Here is a 16616-nt window from a genome sequence, read left to right on the forward strand (position 1 = left end):
ATTGGTGTAAAATAAGGGGAATGAACGAACATCCTGATGTTCTGCGCGAGGTGATCGACTGTGTTGGAAAACCTGTACAAACAAATCGTCATGGATCATTATAAAAATCCCCGCAACAAAGGCAAGCTCGATGGGGAGGGCTCGATCCAGTTCCCATACAAAAATCCGACTTGCGGCGATGTAATGGTGCTGTACATGACGATCGACGACAACCGGAAAATTAAGGACGTCAAATTCGAAGGCGAAGGCTGCTCGATCAGCATGGCTTCCTGTTCGATGATGACCGACTTGGTCAAAGGGAAGACGGTCGAGGAGGCGGAGCATTTGATCGAATTGTTTACCGCCATGATCAAGAAAGGCGACCTGCCGGAAGACGAAGACGAGCTCGGCGACGCTCTCTCTTTGTCCGGCATCCACAAGCTGAGAGCCCGCCACAATTGCTCGCTGCTCGGCTGGAACGGCCTGGAACGGGCGATCAAGCAGCATGTGCACTAAGACGCTCCTCCGCCGATAACGTACAAGCTCCCGATCGCGAATCGGGAGCTTTTTTTCGGCTTATGCGGTCCCTTCCCCGTTACTGCATGAATGCGTACAGCGGCACGGCCAAAACGGACGTAACGATGCCCGCCAGCCCCATCGCCAGTCCGCCCGCGCTGCCCTGCAGCTCGGACTCGCGGATAATCCGGGCGGTCCCGATGCCGTGCGACGCGGTGCCGATGGCGACGCCGATCGCCACGTCGTCCCGCACGCCGACGGCGCGCAAAAAGGCCGGGCCGACCATGCTGCCGACGAGCCCGGTCAGCACGGTCAACACCGCGCCGAGCTCCGGTATGCCGCCGAGCTGCCTGACGATTTCGATCGAAATGGGCGAGCTCGTCGATTTGGGAAGCGCCGTCAGAAGCAGCTCCTTCGTCCCTCCGGCCGCCCAGATGAAAAAAGCGCTGCTCGTCATGCCGCACAAGCTCCCGGCAAAGACGCCCGCGGCGATCGCGCGGAGCTGCCGTTTCAGCCGGACGGCGTGCTTGTACATCGGCACCCCCAGCGCGACGGTAGCCGGTCCGAGGCAGAAGACGAGCAAATCGGCGCCGACCCGGTACGACTCGTACCCGATGCCGCTTACCGCCAGAAGCATAATGAGCAGCGCCGAGCAGACGAATAACGGATGCAGCCATTTGACGCGCTCATGAAGGCGGAGGGCGACGACATAAGCGACGACCGTGGAGGTTACGCCGAAAAGCGGATCATTCCACCATTCGTTTCCCGTCATTTTCGGCTCCCTCCTTTCCGGAAAACGCCGCCGTCGTTTTCCCCGTCACGAGCAGTACGAGCAGCGTGCCGACGATCAAGCTCAGTCCGATGCCGGCCGCGTTTGCGCCGATCGTCCGAACGAACACGATCGTGCCGACGATAAACGGCGCGAAAAACAGCATCATATGGCGGAGCAAAAACTGCGCGCTCTGCTCGACCCGCTCCAGCTTGATCCATCCCGCGAACAGCGCAACGGTAAAGAGAATAAGTCCGATCACGTTTGCCGGCAGCGGGATATGAAGCAGCCGGTGAAGCAGCAAGCCCGCAAAATGGAACGAGAGCAATACGGCCAATCCCCGCACCCTGCGACCACCCTTCCCCTTCGCTAATGATTCGCTTTTGAAATGCCAAAGAAAAGTATATCATAGATAAGGATGGCCTTAAGATATTCGAATGGAGGAATGAATATGATTTTGACAACGACCCCTTCCGTGGAGGGCAAAACGATCGTGGAGTACATATCCGTCGTCACCGGCGAAGCCATTATGGGCGCCAACATCATGCGCGACCTTTTCGCTTCCATCACCGACATCGTCGGCGGCCGCTCCGGCGCTTACGAGAGCAAGCTGAAGGAAGCCCGCGACGTCGCTTTCGAGGAAATGCGCTCCCAGGCGTCCCGGTACGGGGCGAACGCGATCGTCGGCATCGACGTCGATTACGAAGTGATTCGCGAAGGCATGCTGATGGTGGCGGTAAGCGGCACCGCCGTACGCGTGCAGTAAACCCCGGCCGCTTGGCGCGGCAGTCTTTCCGGCGTTCGCCGGCTTCGTTATCGTGCGAAGCGGGCGAACGCCGTTTTTTTGCCTCCCCGTCTCGAACGCCGTATCGCGCAATCGACACGCCGAAAAACAATTGCTCGTAATTTTGTTGCCTTTTCGCGGAAAATGTCATATTTTTGAAAGAGCGCGTCGAATTTCATCCAAAATATCCCTGCTTCGATAGCTATACGGCAAATGTAGAGGTGCTGGAATGAGAACCTTTTCCCAAATCGTTTCCGTCATATTCGTTCTGCTTCTGTGCTTCGCGTTCTCGCCCCATTCCGCTTACGGCGGCTCGGCGACGTCCGTGGCGATTACGGAATGGCAGTTCCGTTGGGAGACGGAAGACGTCGGCGAGCCGCAAGACTGGGCGAAAGCCGGCGTCGATCGCCCGCTCCCCGACAATCCCGGAAAGGCGTCGTCCGCGACGATCAAAATCGAGCTGCCGCAGCCTCCGTCGGGTACGGAATGGAAGCAGCCGGGACTGTTCATCGACAAATTGTACGGCCACCACGTCCGGGTAACGGCGGGAAGCCGGACGATTTACGAATCGTCGCGCCATTACACGTACGACGTGTACAAAATCGCGCTCCCGCTCGAACGGGCGGATCTGGGGGCAAGCCTGACGATTCGGATCGACACGTTAAGCGATCGGATCGGCATTCATAAGAAGATCGATCTGGGCGAATATGCGGACCGTTTGTCCGAATTTTATAAAACCGATCTGCTCGATCTCGTGCTGGGCGGTTCGCTCGTCTTTTTCGGGGCGATCATGCTCGTCTGCACGTCGTTTTTGAAAAAATCCCATCTCGTCCGCTGGCTTTCGCTGTCGCTCGTCATTATGTCGACCGGCGTCTTGATCGCGACGTACACGCCGCTGCCCTATACGTATTACGCGGCGTACGGGAAGCTTTGGCTGACGCTGTTCGATTTGTCGCTGTTCGTCTTTTTGCCGGCGCTCGCCGTATTCGTCGAGAAAGCGCTGGATACCCGGAACAAAGTCGTTACGACCGCGCGTTCGTTCACGATCGGTTATTCCGTCTTCTGCATCGCGCTGCTCGCGGCGAACTTGGCGACCCATTCCCGCTACATTAAAATTTATTACTTTTTTACGCTGTCCGTTTTGGGAATCATCATGATTTTTTTGTTCGTTATATTGATCGGTTCCACGATCGCGCACGCGCTGAAAGGGAACAAGGACGCGATCATTTTGTCCACCGGCTTCGCTTTGTTCGCGATAACGGCGGTCGGCGAGCTATCCTGGTTTTACGCGTACAATAAAAATTACGAGCTGTTTTTTTGGAAATGGGGCGTCCTCTGCTTCGTCATCGCCTTTATCGTCATCCTCGCCCGCGGCTTCGCCAGGGATCACGAGCAGGTCGTCCTGTACTCCAGGGAGCTCGAGCTGTACAACAACCGGCTGCAGCGTCACGAAAAAATGGAAATCATCAGCGAGCTGGCCGCTTCGGTCGCCCATGAAGTGCGCAATCCGCTGCAAGTCACCCGCGGGTTTTTGCAGCTGCTGAGGGAAACGGCCGAAGGCAAGCCGAAAAAATATTTGGGGTTCGCGATGGACGAGCTGGATCGGGCCTCGGAAATCATCACCGACTTTTTGACGTTTGCCAAGCCGCAGCTGGACGACGTGACGATCCTCTGCCTGGCCGACGAGTTCGAGCATATCGAAGGCATTCTCGCGCCGATGGCGAACATTCAAGGGGGGGAAATTCGTGTACGGCTGCCGGGTGAATTATTTATACGGGGCAATTCCTCGAAGCTGAAGCAGGCGTTCGTTAATATCGTTAAAAACAGCATCGAGGCGCTCGAAGGCGAAGGAATCGTCGAAATATGGGCATACCGCGAACGCGACGAAGTCGTCATTCATATCAAGGATAACGGAACCGGCATGGACGAAAACGAGCTCTCCCGTCTGGGAGAGCCCTACTTCTCGAGCAAATCGAAAGGCACCGGATTGGGCCTGATGGTTACGTTCCGCATCATCGAGGTGATGCAGGGCAAAATCGAATTCAAGAGCGTAAAAGGAGTCGGAACCGAAGCGATCGTCCGTTTCCCCGCCGTTCTTGCCGATTAGCGTCCTACCAAGCGGCGTCAACCGAGGAATCCCCGCCGTCCAGCGTCTCCGACGGGTTCGGCGGAATGACCAAGTAAAACTCGGTCGGCGTTTCTTCGACCGCCTTCACCTGGATGTTATCCGGAATGCTCACCCCGAACGCGTCATGAATCGCCTCTTTCGGATTGTCCAGCAGCTTCTGCTTGAATGCCGGATCAGCCCATGCTTTTTCGATAATTTGCTTCTTGAGCAGCTCTTCGGCCGACATGAACGACCACCCTTTCCAAAGTTTGGATAAGTGCAACATACCAAGTTTATCATGAAATGGGCGCATATTCCACAATTATTTGGCATATTTCGACAGCATATAGGAAAATCCTCCTGCCAGGAGCGCCCATCTTTCTTTCACGACCGCTGCGGCGTCGCGAGCGAGAGCGTCCGCCAAATGCCCGTGAAACGCCAGCAAATGCGGGACGGCCGGCTTCGCCTTCAGCAGCCGTCTGTGCCGCTCCGCCGCGATTTCCGCATACCGCTCCAAGCAGCCGCTAACGTATATGGCCGCTTTGACGTCCTTTTCCGTTAGCTCCCGTCCGTTCGTCTCGCCCCGTTCTTTGCGGACGAGCGCCAGCAGGCAGTTGGCGTTGCCGAGCCGCAAATCTTCCCGCCAGTCGGCTCGGTCGTCGGCCATTTGCAGCGAAACGAGCACTTGATCGATCGCCTCGGATACCGGCCCGATCGATTCGCCTTGACCGGCGAGCAGCAATAGTCCGCTCGAGGCGAGCTTGACGGGGCTCGCTTTATGCGCGATGCGCACCGGATCGCCGAAAAGATCGCCGTCCGGCCGCTCCCCCGATACGCCCGCCGCCCATTCCGATACGTACTGCCGGTATAGCGTCCAAAACGGAGAATCGGCGCGGAACAGCGAAACGTAAACGTCCATATACTGCGTCTGCATCAGGCTTGCCAGCGCCAGCTTCTCCTTCCCGCCTTCCCCCGGCTCGTCCATCACGTCGTCCAGCAAAAAAAAGTGCAGCATGACGAAGACGTTCGCGACGGCCATCCGTCTGCAAGCCGTTTTCGCCGATTCGGCTTCGCCCGCCAAACCGAGCAGCCAGTACGGAAGCAGGTAGCAAATGTAATTTTTCGTGCTTTCCCGGCGAAGCGGATGGAACGCGTTCAAATATCGCTCCCCCGCCTCGTTCAGCGGAGACGGAAACGATGCAAGCCGCCGCTCCGCCTCCGCGAACACGGCGGTCAGCTCGTCTTCGAAATCGTGCAGCCAGTTCATCCGGTTTCCTCCGTCTTGGCGAAGACGATGCCGAACATCGGAATTTCCAGCTCGGCATCCGGCCGTTCGAGCCAGTCGGCCAATTCCCGCTCCCGAAGCCGATCGATCGGCTCGTCCAGCAAATATTCCGTGGCGAATCGCATATAGTCGCGGCATTTCTCGCGCGATTCGCGGCGGTCGGCGCGAATCGCGTACGATTCCGTGCGGATCGGTTCGAATCCCGCCTGCCGGAATTCGAGCTTCAGCTGATCCGGCAGCTGCAAAAAACCGCGCCTCCCTTTCAGCTGACGCCGCGCATCTTCGTACAGCGAGGAAAACAGCGGCAAGCCGTCCCACCCGCGATAACGGCCGTCGTCGAAATCGATGACGAACAGGAGCGAACGATCGTGCGTATGCGCCGCGAGCCATCGCGCGAACTCCGCTCGGTCCGGAATATGCGGAGCGACCAGCCTGACGATGATCGCGTCATACGGCCCGGTGCCGGTCAAACTCTCGTAGCCGCCGCGGACGATATTCCATCGCCGGCTTTCCCCGTTCAGCGCAGACGCCTGCCTGTACATCGCTTCGTCGATTTCGACGCCCGTCAGCTTCACGCCGGGAAACGCGTCGGACAGCCGCGCCATGTACGCTCCGTTGCCGCAGCCGATATCGAGCGCGCTGGCGACGTTCGCGCCGATCAAGGGAGCAAGCAGCAGCTCGCGCTCCCGCCCGAACATCAGATCGGCCCCGACGGTCAGCATCCGTCCCAGTCGTTCCGCCTTCGTTTGCATCCGGCATTCCCCCGTATTCAGTTGCGACGCTTGTACAAACGTCCCTATTATAGCACGAAAGCACTAGGCCGTTGCACCATAAAATGGATAAACATGCGCAAAATTAACCACGTTATCGGCACGGCGTTCCGGGACAAACCGAAAAAAGCTCCCTTCGTTCGCCGAAATCGGCAAAAAGAAGGGAGCCTTAAGCCTCTATGGATTAAACGCGCTCGTACAGCGCCTGATACTTTTGAATGTCGCCGGCGCCCATGAACAGCAGCACGCAGTCGTTGTACTGCTTCAGCTCGCCGATCGTCTGCTCGGAAATGTGCCGGGACGCCGGAATTTTCTCGATCAAGTTTTCGATCGAGACGCGGCCGCCGTTTTCGCGAGCCGAGCCGAAAATGTTGCACAAGTAAACTTCGTCCGACCCCGACAGCGATTGCGCAAAATCGTCGATGAACGCCTCCAGCCGCGAATACGTATGGGGCTGAAACACGGAGACGACTTTTTTCCCGGGATATTTGGAGCGAACCGCATCGAGCGTGGCGGATATTTCCGTCGGATGATGCGCGTAATCGTCGATGAGCACGTTGCCGCGCACCATTTTCTCCGAAAACCGCCGCTTTACGCCGCCGAACGTGGCCAGCTGCCGCCTCGCGCTGTCCAAATTCAAATCTTCCAGCACGGCTACGCCGATCACGGCAAGCGCGTTCAGGACGCTGTGCTTGCCATAGGCCGAAATCGTAAACGTTCCGAGCCGGGTATCGCGAAGCAGCGCGTCGAACGTCATGCCGTCCTCGCCGGCCTTCATGTTTTCCGCGCGCAGATCGTTTCGCTCGCCGAGCCCGTAATACAGGACGGGCACTTTCGGCTTGAGCGTCCGCACCTGCTCGTCGTCGCCGTAAGCGACCAGATGCTTCTTCACCCGGTCCGCCATTTGCTGGAAGGCGAGCGTGACGTCGTCCAGTCCCGTATAATAGTCGGGATGATCGAAATCGATGTTCGTGATGACCGCATAGTCCGGCTCGTAGGCCAAAAAATGCCGTCTGTATTCGCAGCTTTCGAATATGAAATATTTGCTGTCCGGCATGCCGTAGCCGGTACCGTCTCCGATCAAGTAGGAGGCCCGGGTAAGTCCGCCGAACGTATGGGCCAGCATGCCGGTCGTCGACGTTTTGCCGTGCGCGCCCGTAACGGCGATGCTCGTAAACCGGCTAATCCATTCGCCCAAAAAGTGATGGTACCGTTGGACCGGAATGCCCGCTTTCGCGCAATGGGCGATTTCCGGATGGTCGTCCTGAAACGCGTTGGACGCGATCACTTTGACGCCGCTTCCGTCGATGACGCTCTCGCCGAACCGGTACATCGGAATGCCTCTTTGCTCGAGCGGCTTTTGCGTAAAAAATTCGGTTTCCGTATCCGAGCCCTGCACAAAGCAGCCCGAATCGTGCAGCACTTGCGCCAACGCGCTCATTCCGGCACCCTTTATGCCTATAAAGTGGAATTTTTCCATGAGAAGCCCTCCTACTTTTTCTGGAGCCCTTGCTTGATAAATAGCACACAGTCCAGTATATGAAGATGCGGCGACGACTGTGCTCCCGCCTATGTACCGCCGCCCTCCCACCAGTTTTCCCCGCGATCGTTCGCCGTATAGCCGGAGGCGACTTCGCCGGACGCGAATAAATCGCCGCGCCCGTGGAATGTTATGTTCGTATCGCCTCAGCGATGGCGGAAGGAGGGATAGACGATGGCCAAACCGGACGATCGTTCCGACAACGCGGAGAAGCTGGACCGCATGGCTCGACAAACGGCCGGCAATCTGGAAGAAGCCGAGCAGTATTTGGACGAACACGGCGACGAAATCTCCGCGACGGAGAAGCACGACATCCTTGCGAAAAACGAAAGACGCCGCTCCAGCATCGCCGGATTCGAAGAAGAAGCGCAGGAGGAGCGCGGCAACGCCGAGTAATCGCACCGTTTTCCGCCTTCTTGCCTTTACCCGCTCCCCGGCAAAGTCGTGCGGCGGACGCAATAAGCCCTTTTCAGCGGCGCTGAATCGGGCTTATTGCTGCTTCCGCCGCGAACCGATTACGCGACCGGAAACGTCCAATGGTCTTTCGCCAGCTTCGTTTCCGGAAAATGCTTGCGCGCTTCGTCCAGCAGGCGAAGCGCATCCTCCTCCTGATAGCGCGAGCTGATGTGCGTGAGCAGGAGCGATTTGGCGCCAGCTTTGCGGGCCGTTTCCGCCGCGTCCTTCGCCGTCGAATGATAGTACGCTTGAGCCAGGTCGTTCAAGGAGCTGTCGAACGTCGCTTCGTGCACGAGCACGTCCGCTTGTTCGGCCAGCGCGACGGCGGTATCGCACTTGCGCGTATCGCCGAGAATGACGACCGTTTTGCCGCGAATCGGCGGACCGATGAACGACGTTCCGTCCACGATCGTGCCGTCCGGCAGTTCGACCGTTTCGCCTCGTTTGATTTTCCCGAACAGCGGGCCCGGCGGCAGTCCGAGCGCCTTCAGCTTCTCGGCATCCAGCTTGCCCGGCTTGTTCTTCTCGACGATCCGGTAGCCGTAGCTGTCGATCCGGTGATCCAGCTTGCCGCATACGACGACGAATCGGTCGTCCTCGAAAACGGTCCCTTCGCTCACTTCCCGGATCGTCAGCTCGTAGGCCAAATGCGCCTGGCTCAGCCGCAGCACCGGCTCCAGCATCGCCTCGATGCCCGGCGGCCCGAACAACACAAGCGGAGACGAGCCCCCCTGATTCGAGCGGCTCGTCAGCAATCCCGGCAGCCCATACACATGGTCTCCGTGCAGATGAGTAATGTATATATGCTCCAGCCGGCTCGCCTTCAGCGGGGAACGCAGCATCTGGTGCTGCGTTCCTTCGCCGCAATCGAACAGCCACATCGTGCCGCGTTCGTCGTACAGCGTCAAGGCGACGGACGTGACGTTTCTTTCTTTCGACGGCATGCCGGCCCCCGTACCTAGAAAATATAGCTCCATGCGTTTCCTCCCGCCGGACTCGGGAACCTGCGCCATAACGGATTTGGTTAACGGCGCGAAGTTCCTTACGCTTTGTCTACGTTGAAATAACGCGCCTCCGGATGGGCGAATACCATCGCCGACACCGAAGCTTCCGGCTCCATCATGAAGCCTTCCGTCAGCTCCACGCCGATATCTTCCGGCTTCATGAGCCGGAACAGCGGTCCCTGGTCTTCCAGGTTCGGACACGCCGGGTAACCGAACGAGACGCGGATGCCTTGGTACCGCGCTCCCCACCGCTGCTGCATCGTCAAATCCGGCGAATCGGGGAAGCCCCACATGTCGCGCATCATATGATGCATCCGCTCGGCGAATCCTTCCGCCATCTCGATCGCGAACGACTGCAGCGCATGGGAGCGCAAATAGTCGCCCTGCTCCTTCATCGCTTCCGCTCTCGCCCGGATGCCTTGACCGGCCGTTACGACGAGGAAGCCGACATAGTCCATGACGCCGCTCGATACCGGCTTCAGGAAGTCCGCGAGGCACAAGTACGGCTCCACCTCCTGGCGCGGGAACGAAAACCGGTGCAGCACGGCTTGCTGATTTTCCGGATCGTACACGATAATGTCGTTGCCGTCCGACTGCGCCGGGAAAAAGCGGTACATCCCGCTCGCCTTGATCAGCCCTTCCGCCTTCGCTTCCGCGAACAGGCCGTCGACCGTTTCTTTCAGCTGCATCGCTTTCGGGTCTTTTTGCTCCAGCAGCTTGTCGACGTTGCCGCGCAAGCCGAGATGATGGCCGAGCAGCGTCCGCATGTTGACGTACGGATAAATATGGTCGATCGGGTAGTCCCTTAACACATGTCTTTCCAAATCCGGCGGAATGTATACCGGAACGTCCCGGGAAACGGTCGATTTGGCCGCGCGCGACAGCTTCGTTTCGTCGATCGTTTTCCCCGTCTCCATCACGACCGAATCCATGCTGTCGCGCAGCTCTTGAATGAGCTTTTGCCGCTGTTCCGCGTCGCTCAGCTTGTTGGCGAGGTCGAGGCCGTCCATCGCGTCTTTCGCGTACAGCACCATCCCGTCGTATTCCGGCGCGATCCGCGTCCGCGTAAATTTCCGGGTCAAGGCGGCGCCGCCGACGAGAATCGGCACTTCGATGCCGGCCGCCTTCAAGTCCTGCGCCGTTACGACCATTTGCTGCGCCGATTTGACGAGCAGGCCGGACAAGCCGATCGCATCCGGCTTTTCTTTGCGGTACGCTTCGATCAGCTGCTCGGGCGGGACCTTGATGCCCAGGTTAATGATTTGATACCCGTTGTTGGACAAAATGATTTCGACCAGGTTTTTGCCGATGTCGTGAACGTCGCCCTTGACGGTCGCCAGCAAAATTTTCCCTTTCACCGCGCTCTCGGTCCGCTCCATGAACGGCTCGAGATACGCGACCGACGCCTTCATCACTTCGGCGCTCTGCAGCACCTCGGCGACGATCAGCTCGTTGTTGTTGAACAGCCGGCCGACCTCCTCCATCCCTTTCATGAGCGGCCCGTTAATGATTTCAAGCGGCGAATACTTCTTGAGCGCTTCTTCCAGATCGGGAATGAGTCCTTCCTTCGTGCCTTCCACGACGTACGAGCCGAGTCTTTCCTCGAGCGTCAAGTTCGTCGCCTTTTCTTTCTTCTCGACTTTCTTGTCGCGGAAATAGGCTACGAATTCGGCGAGCGTTTCGTCGTTGGTGTTGAAAATAAGATTTTCCGTCAGGCGCAGTTCTTCCGGCGGAATCGAAGCGTACCGCTGCAGACGCTGCGTATTGACGATCGCGTAGTCGAGTCCCGCTTTCGTGCAATGATACAAATAAACGGAGTTCAAAACCTCGCGCCCGGCCGGCGGCAATGCGAACGACACGTTGCTTACGCCCATGATCGTATGGCTTTGCGGGAAAGCCGCTTTAATTTTCCGCACGGCTTCGATCGTTTCGCTGGCCGATCCCAAATATTGCGCGTCGCCGGTTCCGACCGGGAATACCATCGGGTCGAAAATAATGTCCTCGGGCGCGATGCCGTACTTTTTCGTCAGCAGCTCGTATCCCCGCTTCGCGACGGAGAACCGTTTCTCGCTCGATACCGCCTGGCCTTCCTCGTCGATCGTCATGAAGACGAGGGCGGCCCCGTACCGATGGACGAGAGGCACGATCTTTTCGATCCGTTCTTCGCCTTCCTCCAAGTTGACGGAGTTGATGATCGCTTTCCCTTGCGAATATTTTAACGCCGTTTCCACCGCCGCAGGGTTCGTCGTATCGATTACGATCGGCGCTTTGATCTTTTTGACGAGCTCGGTCATAAACCGTTTCACGTCTTCCGCTTCGTCCCGTTCCGCGTCCTGCAGGCTGACGTCGATCACGTGAGCCCCGCCCTTCACCTGGGCGCGGGCGATTTCGGCCGCTTCTTCGAACTTGCCTTCGGCGATCAACCGTTTAAACTTCGGCGAACCGAGAACATTCGTTCGCTCCCCGACCATAAGCGGTCGGTTTTCCGGCTCGACGTACACCGTCTCGATGCCCGATACGGCTGCCGGGTGATCGCCGTACACCGCGCGCGGCTTCATCCGCCCGAGCGTTTCGGCGATGGCGCGAATATGGTCCGGCGTCGTGCCGCAGCAGCCGCCGGCAATATTCAGCCAGCCTTGCTCGGCGAAGTCGCCGAGCTTTTTCGCCAGCGATGCGGGGGATTCGTGATAATGGCCGTTCTCGTCCGGCAGCCCGGCGTTCGGGTAGCAGCTTACGGCCGCCTTCGCGATCGACGACAGCGAACGGATATGATCCTTCATAAATTCCGGTCCGGTCGCGCAGTTCAAGCCGATCGAGATCGGTTTCAAATGTTCGAGCGAAATGTAAAACGATTCGATGTTTTGCCCGGCGAGCGTCGTGCCCATCGGCTCGATCGTGCCGGATATCATGATCGGCAGCGTGACGCCCGACGTTTCGAACGCTTTGCGAATGCCGATGCTGCCCGCTTTCACGTTGAGCGTATCTTGCGACGTCTCGAGCAGCAGCGCGTCGACGCCTCCTTCGATCAGGGCGAGCGCCTGCTCGTAATAGCTGTCGACCAGCTCGTCGAACGTCACGCCGCCGGTGACGGACAACGTCTTGGTCGTCGGTCCCATCGCCCCGGCGACGTACCGCGGCCACTCCGGCGTCGAATATTTGTTCGCCGCATCGACCGCGAGCTTGGCGGCGGCCAGGTTGAGCTCGCGCGCCCGCTCGGGGATATCGTACTCCGCGAGAACGACGCTCGTCGAGCCGAACGTATTCGTCTCCAAAATATCGGCGCCGGCCTCCAAATACGCCTCATGGATTTTGCTCAGCACGTCCGGTCTCGTCACGGACAGCATTTCGTTGCAGCCTTCCAGCTCCTCCCCCCCGAAGTCGGAAGCGGTCAACTGTTCTTGCTGGAGCATCGTGCCCATCGCGCCGTCCAAAATCAATATTTTATGCTTGAGCCGTTCGGCCAAAGCCGGTTTTTGCATATGCGATCCACCCCTTCAATTAGCCATCCGTTTTTTCTATGAGATTTAGTCTACCAGAATACACCGGTTTACGAAAGAGTGTCATTATCTAGTTTTCTTATCGGAATTAACAAAATTATAGATGCCGTTCCATCGACACGCGTACCGTTTTCGCATATAATACGTAATAACAAGCATTCATCCATCTATAGGAAAGAGGGAAACCGATGGCAGAAATTCGCATTCGCAATACGAACGAGCGCATCAAAGGCGAGGAGAACGTCAGATCGTTTCTGGAAAAGCAGGAAGTGCTGTACGAGCATTGGAATCCCGACAAGCTTCCCGCCGGGCTCCGCGAGAAGTTCGTCCTGTCCGACGACGAAAAGCAGCAAATTTTGACCACGTTCGACGCCGAAATTCGCGACCTGGCCGGACGCCGCGGCTACAGAACGTGGGACGTCATCGCCCTGTCCGACGCCACCCCGAATCTCAACGAGCTGCTGAAAAAGTTCGAGCAGGTGCATACGCACACCGAGGACGAAGTGCGGGCCATCACGGCGGGCAAAGGGATTTTCATCATTAAAGGCTCGGACGACGTAGGCTACTTCGACGTCGAACTGGAAGCCGGCGACGTCATCTCCGTCCCGGAAAACAAAGCCCACTTCTTCACGCTGATGGAAAACCGCAAAATCGTCGCCGTCCGCCTGTTCATCGAAACCGAAGGCTGGATCGCGCATCCGTACGACGATCCCGCGTTCCGGAAAGCTTAAAGCCGTCCTCTTGCCGCAAAATGAGCCCGGCGCCCTCCCGTTCCGGGGAAGGCGTCGGGCTTTGCTGTACGAAGCGGATGTCAGCGGTCCAACAGGGCGCCCAATTGACGCAAGTTATCGATCTCGCAGGCGGGCACGATGTCGTCGCCGCGGGCGACGCCGTGACGGTTGATCCAAACCGACTTCATCCCTACGCCGTTCGCGCCGAGGATGTCGGTCGTCAGCTTGTCCCCGACCATGATCCCTTCCTCCGGGCCGATCGCAAGCAGCTGCATCGCGTGGCGGAAAATGTCCGGCGCCGGCTTGCCGAGCCCGAACGAGCCGGAGATGACGATATGGTCGAAAAAGTCCGCAAGACCGGGCACTCCGGCGATTTTTTCTTGCTGCAGGTCGGGCGCTCCGTTCGTCAGCAGCAGCAGCTTCACTTTTCCTTTCAAATCGCGCAGCACCTCGAACGTTTCCTCATAGACGAGCGGCCTGGCTCTCCGTTCCTGCGGAAACAGCTCCCCGAGCGTATAGCCGAGTTTCTCGTCGTCGATGCCGAGCGCCTTCAGCCCTCTCGTCCACGATGCGGTCCGATAGCCCGGAGCGAGCTGCTCCAGCTTGCGAAACGGCTCCAGACTCCCTCCGCTGAACCGCGCCCACAGCGCTTCGAACGGATTGATGCCGATCTGCTTCGTAAACGGGAACGTATCGAACGATTCGTACAACGCCCGCGCTTCCCGGCGAACCGCTTCCTCCAGCGCGTCCGGGTCGACCGGGGCTTGCTCCGCGGCGGCGCGGCAAGTTGCCTGAAACGCTTCCTTCACGCTCCGGTCGTCCCACAATAACGTATCGTCCAAATCGAACAAAACTGCCTGGATAGCCATAATCCGTTTCTCCCCCCGGTATTCGTTACGCCGTTTCTTCTTTATAAGCGACGCCGTTATGCGCCGCGAACTTTTTCAGCCTTTCGGATATCGCCGGTATGTCGTACAAATTTTGAAATTTGGACAGCACCCATCACGTCCGTTTCCCCTTGATCTGAATGGCGATGCTGCCGGACTGCACCGTGATCGATTCGATCTCGCCGGCGTCGAACACTTTGTCTACGCCCATGCGCCGGGTCGCAAGCTTTTGCTTGCCGATTTTAATGTACGGGCGGCGCAAAAAATACATGACCCCGAGCGCCAAGTACCCGATGACGGTAATCCAGTACAGCGTCTGCGTTTCGTACAGGGCGACGGAGACGATGGCGAAAAAAAGCGAACAGGCGACGAGCAGCGCCGGCAAAAACCAGCTTCTGCCTTTGAACACGTCCATCTGCTCCTCGGCAGAAACCGATATCGGCGCGTGCCCCGCCTTTTTCCGCTTCGCGTTTAGCTCCTTGCTGTTTTTGTAAACCATCCGTTCCCATTTGCGGGACATTCCAAATCCTCCGTTCTTAATGAGGCTTTTTGGTCGAGCCGTCTTTGCTTTCGTCGTCAACCAGCTCGATCGAATCGAGCTGCGCCCGAAGCGACGTTTTAAACGCTTCGATATACTTTTTCCGCAAATCGTTGCGCTCTTCCAGCTCCTCGTCGGTCAACCCGACGGTGTTCGCTTTTTTGGCCAATTCGTTTATACGCGCGATCATTTGTTCGGTAATCATCGGCGGCCTCCTTCTGTCGGTTATCTCCTACTTTGACATGGTTCGGAGCCGCTTGTCAAGGAACGCCGCCGGAAACGGCCAAAAGCCCGGGAGCGCGCTCTCCGGGCGAATCTATGTAAGGGCGAATGCGTATTAGCCATCGGCGTTCCGACGGATCCCGGCACGGCGGGAAGCGGACGTGCGGCTTACGGCAGTTGCAGCACTTGGCCGGCTTGGATGGACGACGACGACAGTCCGTTCGCTTTTTTCAATTTCACGATGTAAGCCCGAATATCGTCGCCTTTCGAGACGCGCTGCTCGGAAATCGACCAAAGCGTATCCCCCGGCTTGACAACGACCGTATCGCGGACCGCCGGAATGCCGGCCGCCTGCACTTCGCCGTCTCCGGCGAAAGCGTGAACGAGGGCGCCGAGACCGAAGCAGCCGATCATCATGACCGCGGCGATCATCGCAAGACGGAGCTTGGCCGACGAACGAGTCCGTTCGACGTCGCCGCTGCCCGCACTCGGCCGATGCGCCGAAGACGCCGGGGCGGCGGAAGAAGATGTATGAAAGCGGCCTTGATATTCGCTTGGTTTGTAATATGCGGAAGCGGACATGGTATCGTTCCTCCCAAACATTTGTTCTGGTATCAGAATAACACGAACACATATTCGCGTCAACGATTTTCGAACGGATGTTCGCTATTTTTTTCGCCTTCTTTTTTGAAGCCATTCGGCCAAAAAAATCGAACTTATGTTTGTGCGAACTCGAGTTCTGTGGTATAATTTACCCAAATAACATGTCCGTACTGGAGTGATCATCGTGAGCAAGGTTTCCAATCGCCAACAAGCGATACTCGAATTTATTAAGAACGAAGTGCGCGATAAAGGCTATCCTCCTTCCGTGCGGGAAATCGGCGAAGCCGTAGGGCTTGCGTCCAGCTCCACGGTGCACGGCCATCTGGACCGTCTCGAGCGGAAAGGCCTCATTCGCCGGGATCCGACGAAGCCGAGAGCGATCGAAGTGTTGGGCCACGACGACTCGTTGTCCGCATTCTCGTTCTCGATCGCGCGCGTCCCGCTGATCGGCAAAGTGACGGCGGGGATGCCGATTACGGCAACGGAAAACATCGAGGAATATTTTCCGCTCCCGAGCCACTTCGTCGGTGATCATAACGTGTTCATGCTGCGCGTCATCGGCGAGAGCATGATCGATGCGGGCATCCATCACAACGACTACGTCATCGTGAAGCAGCAGCCGACCGCCAGCAACGGCGATATCGTCGTTGCCATGACCGAGGACGACGAGGCGACCGTCAAGACGTTTTACAAGGAACGCGACCATATTCGCCTCCAGCCGGAAAATCCGTCCATGGAGCCGATTCGCCTCCGCAACGTAACGATCCTCGGCAAAGTGATCGGATTGTTCCGCGACATTCACTAATATCGTCCACCCCTAACCAAGCAGCCTTCCGGCACAACCGCCGAAAGGCTGTTTTTTCGTTCATTTCGTTCGGCAACCTTGAAACCAATTCCCGTTTGTTGTCGTCTATACAATAGGCAAAAC

General features: G+C 57.8%; 18 protein-coding genes. 6 read left to right on the forward strand and 12 right to left on the reverse strand.

Translation table 11 applies throughout. From position 1 onward, the window contains the following. The first annotated feature begins 60 nt into the window (after positions 1-60). Positions 61-495, forward strand: a complete 435-nt coding sequence (gene sufU, locus PV407_RS00475) for a Fe-S cluster assembly sulfur transfer protein SufU (protein ID WP_332087881.1) — start codon at positions 61-63, stop codon at positions 493-495. A 79-nt stretch (positions 496-574) separates the two neighbouring features. Here the strand turns inward: sufU and PV407_RS00480 are convergent, their stop codons facing one another. Further along, on the reverse strand, positions 575-1267 hold the full coding sequence (locus tag PV407_RS00480) for an LrgB family protein (protein WP_332087882.1): 693 nt from the start codon (positions 1265-1267) through the stop codon (positions 575-577). After that, complete coding sequence (locus PV407_RS00485; RefSeq protein ID WP_332087883.1) at positions 1242-1610, reverse strand: CidA/LrgA family protein; 369 nt, start codon at positions 1608-1610, stop codon at positions 1242-1244. Before PV407_RS00485 ends, PV407_RS00480 begins: the two co-directional genes overlap by 26 nt. Positions 1611-1715: 105 nt before the next feature. On the opposite strand from PV407_RS00485, the gene PV407_RS00490 reads away from it, so the two are divergent. Then, positions 1716-2030, forward strand: coding sequence for a heavy metal-binding domain-containing protein (locus tag PV407_RS00490; RefSeq protein WP_332087884.1), 315 nt, complete (start codon positions 1716-1718; stop codon positions 2028-2030). A gap of 247 nt (positions 2031-2277) precedes the next feature. Continuing rightward, positions 2278-4155 (forward strand): ATP-binding protein, encoded by a 1878-nt coding sequence (locus PV407_RS00495; RefSeq protein WP_332087885.1) that lies wholly within the window; start codon positions 2278-2280, stop codon positions 4153-4155. Between the two features lie 4 nt (positions 4156-4159). Here the strand turns inward: PV407_RS00495 and PV407_RS00500 are convergent, their stop codons facing one another. The 4 genes from PV407_RS00500 to murC all read right to left on the reverse strand — a co-directional run bounded on the left by PV407_RS00500 (position 4160) and on the right by murC (position 7690). Beyond that, the gene (locus tag PV407_RS00500) at positions 4160-4402 is read right to left on the reverse strand and encodes an NHLP leader peptide family RiPP precursor (RefSeq protein ID WP_332087886.1); all 243 of its coding nucleotides are present in this window, start codon (positions 4400-4402) and stop codon (positions 4160-4162) included. Positions 4403-4477: 75 nt separating this feature from the next. Then, on the reverse strand, positions 4478-5422 hold the full coding sequence (locus PV407_RS00505) for a hypothetical protein (protein ID WP_332087887.1): 945 nt from the start codon (positions 5420-5422) through the stop codon (positions 4478-4480). Next, on the reverse strand, positions 5419-6192 hold the full coding sequence (locus PV407_RS00510) for a methyltransferase domain-containing protein (RefSeq protein WP_332087888.1): 774 nt from the start codon (positions 6190-6192) through the stop codon (positions 5419-5421). Before PV407_RS00510 ends, PV407_RS00505 begins: the two co-directional genes overlap by 4 nt. A 202-nt stretch (positions 6193-6394) precedes the next feature. Beyond that, a complete protein-coding gene (murC, locus tag PV407_RS00515) occupies positions 6395-7690 on the reverse strand; it encodes a UDP-N-acetylmuramate--L-alanine ligase (protein WP_332087889.1) in 1296 nt (431 codons plus the stop codon). 234 nt (positions 7691-7924) lie between these two features. Between murC and tlp the strand changes: the two genes are divergently transcribed. Next, positions 7925-8146: a small acid-soluble spore protein Tlp gene (gene tlp, locus PV407_RS00520; protein WP_332087890.1), complete on the forward strand. Its 222-nt coding sequence runs from the start codon at positions 7925-7927 to the stop codon at positions 8144-8146. 119 nt (positions 8147-8265) lie between these two features. On the opposite strand, the gene rnz is transcribed toward tlp, so the two are convergent. Then, entirely contained in the window at positions 8266-9183 is a 918-nt protein-coding gene (gene rnz / locus PV407_RS00525) for a ribonuclease Z (protein ID WP_332087891.1), read from the reverse strand. A gap of 65 nt (positions 9184-9248) precedes the next feature. Continuing rightward, on the reverse strand, positions 9249-12689 hold the full coding sequence (metH, locus tag PV407_RS00530) for a methionine synthase (protein WP_332087892.1): 3441 nt from the start codon (positions 12687-12689) through the stop codon (positions 9249-9251). A 206-nt stretch (positions 12690-12895) separates the two neighbouring features. On the opposite strand from metH, the gene PV407_RS00535 reads away from it, so the two are divergent. Continuing rightward, a complete protein-coding gene (locus PV407_RS00535; protein ID WP_332087893.1) occupies positions 12896-13438 on the forward strand; it encodes a 1,2-dihydroxy-3-keto-5-methylthiopentene dioxygenase in 543 nt (180 codons plus the stop codon). An 80-nt stretch (positions 13439-13518) separates the two neighbouring features. Here PV407_RS00535 and PV407_RS00540 read toward each other — a convergent pair whose 3' ends face one another. The 4 genes from PV407_RS00540 to PV407_RS00555 all read right to left on the reverse strand — a co-directional run bounded on the left by PV407_RS00540 (position 13519) and on the right by PV407_RS00555 (position 15667). Continuing rightward, on the reverse strand, positions 13519-14307 hold the full coding sequence (locus PV407_RS00540; RefSeq protein WP_332087894.1) for an HAD family hydrolase: 789 nt from the start codon (positions 14305-14307) through the stop codon (positions 13519-13521). A gap of 133 nt (positions 14308-14440) precedes the next feature. Further along, complete coding sequence (locus PV407_RS00545; protein WP_332087895.1) at positions 14441-14845, reverse strand: hypothetical protein; 405 nt, start codon at positions 14843-14845, stop codon at positions 14441-14443. A 16-nt stretch (positions 14846-14861) separates the two neighbouring features. After that, on the reverse strand, positions 14862-15068 hold the full coding sequence (locus tag PV407_RS00550; RefSeq protein WP_332087896.1) for a DUF896 domain-containing protein: 207 nt from the start codon (positions 15066-15068) through the stop codon (positions 14862-14864). A gap of 185 nt (positions 15069-15253) precedes the next feature. Next, positions 15254-15667, reverse strand: a complete 414-nt coding sequence (locus tag PV407_RS00555; RefSeq protein WP_332087897.1) for a LysM peptidoglycan-binding domain-containing protein — start codon at positions 15665-15667, stop codon at positions 15254-15256. A 205-nt stretch (positions 15668-15872) separates the two neighbouring features. Between PV407_RS00555 and lexA the strand changes: the two genes are divergently transcribed. Next, positions 15873-16493, forward strand: coding sequence for a transcriptional repressor LexA (gene lexA, locus PV407_RS00560; protein ID WP_332087898.1), 621 nt, complete (start codon positions 15873-15875; stop codon positions 16491-16493). The last annotated feature ends 123 nt before the right edge of the window (positions 16494-16616 follow it).

The organism is Paenibacillus sp. GYB003 (assembly GCF_036577625.1).
Lineage (GTDB): Bacteria > Bacillota > Bacilli > Paenibacillales > NBRC-103111 > Paenibacillus_AB.

What these genes read in the sequence shown, in the direction of transcription:
- PV407_RS00480 (WP_332087882.1), bottom strand. Translation starts at nt 1,267, where the DNA reads ATGACGGGAAACGAATGGTGGAATGATCCGCTTTTCGGCGTAACCTCC.
- PV407_RS00490 (WP_332087884.1), top strand. Translation starts at nt 1,716, where the DNA reads ATGATTTTGACAACGACCCCTTCCGTGGAGGGCAAAACGATCGTGGAG.
- PV407_RS00495 (WP_332087885.1), top strand. Translation starts at nt 2,278, where the DNA reads ATGAGAACCTTTTCCCAAATCGTTTCCGTCATATTCGTTCTGCTTCTG.
- PV407_RS00500 (WP_332087886.1), bottom strand. Translation starts at nt 4,402, where the DNA reads ATGTCGGCCGAAGAGCTGCTCAAGAAGCAAATTATCGAAAAAGCATGG.
- PV407_RS00505 (WP_332087887.1), bottom strand. Translation starts at nt 5,422, where the DNA reads ATGAACTGGCTGCACGATTTCGAAGACGAGCTGACCGCCGTGTTCGCG.
- PV407_RS00510 (WP_332087888.1), bottom strand. Translation starts at nt 6,192, where the DNA reads ATGCAAACGAAGGCGGAACGACTGGGACGGATGCTGACCGTCGGGGCC.
- murC (WP_332087889.1), bottom strand. Translation starts at nt 7,690, where the DNA reads ATGGAAAAATTCCACTTTATAGGCATAAAGGGTGCCGGAATGAGCGCG.
- tlp (WP_332087890.1), top strand. Translation starts at nt 7,925, where the DNA reads ATGGCCAAACCGGACGATCGTTCCGACAACGCGGAGAAGCTGGACCGC.
- rnz (WP_332087891.1), bottom strand. Translation starts at nt 9,183, where the DNA reads ATGGAGCTATATTTTCTAGGTACGGGGGCCGGCATGCCGTCGAAAGAA.
- metH (WP_332087892.1), bottom strand. Translation starts at nt 12,689, where the DNA reads ATGCAAAAACCGGCTTTGGCCGAACGGCTCAAGCATAAAATATTGATT.
- PV407_RS00535 (WP_332087893.1), top strand. Translation starts at nt 12,896, where the DNA reads ATGGCAGAAATTCGCATTCGCAATACGAACGAGCGCATCAAAGGCGAG.
- PV407_RS00540 (WP_332087894.1), bottom strand. Translation starts at nt 14,307, where the DNA reads ATGGCTATCCAGGCAGTTTTGTTCGATTTGGACGATACGTTATTGTGG.
- PV407_RS00545 (WP_332087895.1), bottom strand. Translation starts at nt 14,845, where the DNA reads ATGTCCCGCAAATGGGAACGGATGGTTTACAAAAACAGCAAGGAGCTA.
- PV407_RS00550 (WP_332087896.1), bottom strand. Translation starts at nt 15,068, where the DNA reads ATGATTACCGAACAAATGATCGCGCGTATAAACGAATTGGCCAAAAAA.
- PV407_RS00555 (WP_332087897.1), bottom strand. Translation starts at nt 15,667, where the DNA reads ATGTCCGCTTCCGCATATTACAAACCAAGCGAATATCAAGGCCGCTTT.